Origin of the sequence: Flavobacterium sp., from assembly GCF_043720215.1 — a bacterium.
GTDB lineage: Bacteria > Bacteroidota > Bacteroidia > Flavobacteriales > Flavobacteriaceae > Flavobacterium.
Genome location: NZ_JAYSSZ010000037.1, coordinates 1 through 2,199, shown reverse-complemented (window position 1 = coordinate 2,199; position 2,199 = coordinate 1). Strand labels below are relative to the sequence as shown.

Below are 2,199 nucleotides of genomic sequence, written 5' to 3'. Positions count from 1 at the left end.
AGCTCTAACGGGGTCATGTGGTCACGTAAATTTTGACTCGGTTTCTCTAAACCTTTCAACTTTTTATGTTCAGTGGGATTCAAGCCAAAAGTCCCTTTAGCAATAGTGGCGGTGAGAATCGAAAATTCTCGATTATCCACCACTCCCCTATTTTTCCACTCGTCTGTCAATTGTTTGCGCGTATCAATGGTTTGCATCCGTCTCAAAATCCATTCATCGGAATATCCTTTTGCTCTATAAATTTCAGCTTGCCTTTCAGATAGCAATTCAGGGTTTTCTGTTTCGTCAATTGTCCTACTTCCTTGCTCGGCTAACCACATTTTCAACGGTTCCGCTTTAGGCGAAGAAACGGACATAACTATACGAAATACCGTTGAGTATTTGCGAAGGCAGGGAATTCATTGCTTGTCTGCCCGGAACAAAAGCCCATTTGAAAACATGTTGTTGAAGTTATGAACTGAAGCTGAAAATTGAACGTCGAGCCCGAACCATTGCTGAAGCTTATACATAGCTAATGTTTAATTGTCCAGCCCTGCTTTTGCAAATACTTTTGTTGTGTGTAGTGCATTTGTCTGGGGTTATTTTCGCAATTCTGCAAGCATATCTATTGCATTTCCATTATTTGGGTCTAATTCTAAACTTTTTTCATAGTTTTTAATAGCCAAAGCTTTGTCTCCTTTGTTCATATATGCTTCTCCCAAACTGTCAAAACCATTCGCTGATTTAGGAAACGCAAAAACATTGATTGTAAATATGGCTATTGCTTCTTCATACTTTTTTTGTGATAAAAGTTCATAGCCTTTTGTGTTTAATTTATATTCTAAAATATTAGTTTTAGCAGGTCTTTTTTTGAAGTTTTCTTTACCTGCTTCAATACCCTTACTCAAAACTATATCTATAATTTTGTTAGAGTATTTTTGATTGTTGTCATTGTCGGCGATGGGTATGGTTGGTTTATAATTTTTTTCAAAAACTATTTTAGATAATTCAATATTTAATCCATTAAAATTTAAGTGAGATTTATTAGAAAGCATGATCAATGTAATGTTTTCATCAATGTATCTCATAAAGTCGCTATAAAAAATATTGTTTGTTCCATTGTGCCAAACTCGGTTTGTCTTTCTATTTGTTTGTGAAACATCCCAACCGTAAGCGTATATTGAGTTGTAGTTTTCTTCTGTTCTTATTTTTGGATGGTATAATTTATTTTTTGCTTCCTTTGATAATATTAGCTCCCCCAACAGTGCTTTATGCCATTTGTAAAGGTCTTCTGTTGTTGAAAGTATGCCACCATTTCCTGCAAGATGCCAAAAGGGTGCTGTTTTATCCCAATTCTTTTCAGTAGGCTTACCCCAAACTTTATCATCTTTGTAATATCCTATTGCTATTTTGGTTCTGTTAAATTTTGGTCTTGAATAGCCTGTCATTTCCATTTGTGCAGGTTTCCATAAATTTTTAAACAAATAGTTTTCATACGTTTTACCTGAAACTTTTTCAATTATCATTCCTAATAAACTATATCCAATATTTGAATATGAAAACTTTGTTCCGACTTCAAATCGTAATTTAGAATTTATTAGTGTGTCAAGAAATTTCTCTTTACTTATTTTGTCAAAATCTTTCCCTACATTATTTACAAGTCCCGATTGATGACGAAGTAAATCATGTATTGTAATATTGATTTTATCCATTGGAACATTTTCAAAATATTTTGAAATGTTATCATCAACAGTAAGTTTACCTTGCATTTCTAATTTTAGAATTGCAGCAGCTGTAAATTGTTTAGTAATTGAACCGATGTCAAAAATTGTAGTTGACCGATTTTTTAATGAATTTGTTTTATCGCTGAAACCGTAGCCTTTTGAAATTACTATATTCCCGTTTAATTCAACAAGTACTGTACCCGAAAACCCAACTCTCTCAAGCTCAGTTAAGTAAGTATTGATTTGTTTAGTTGTCTTAGGGTCATTCCCTGTTTGTGCAAAAGAGTGAAAGAAACAAAGTATTACTACGGTAAAGGCTGTTAGAATTTTAGTCATCTTGATTTTCGTCTGTCGTTACTTTTTAGAATTGAGGACTGTCGTTTTGCATTACACACAACCCCTCAGTATTGGCGCAATCCGAAGGGTATGTTTTACCATTTGCTCTCGCTAAACTGAATCTTTTACAAAATGTAAAAGATTCAATTTCTCTTTTTTT

The 2,199-nt window shown here is 33.6% G+C and carries 1 protein-coding gene and 1 pseudogene; both read right to left on the bottom strand.

Features of this window, described 5'->3' with window-relative positions; all coding sequences use genetic code 11:
* Positions 1-320 (bottom strand): annotated as a pseudogene (locus ACHZC3_RS01475) (hypothetical protein); the annotation flags it as partial.
* Between the two features lie 258 nt (positions 321-578).
* Positions 579-2,039 (bottom strand): serine hydrolase, encoded by a 1,461-nt coding sequence (locus tag ACHZC3_RS01470; RefSeq protein WP_394758102.1) that lies wholly within the window; start codon positions 2,037-2,039, stop codon positions 579-581.
* Positions 2,040-2,199: the final 160 nt, after the last annotated feature.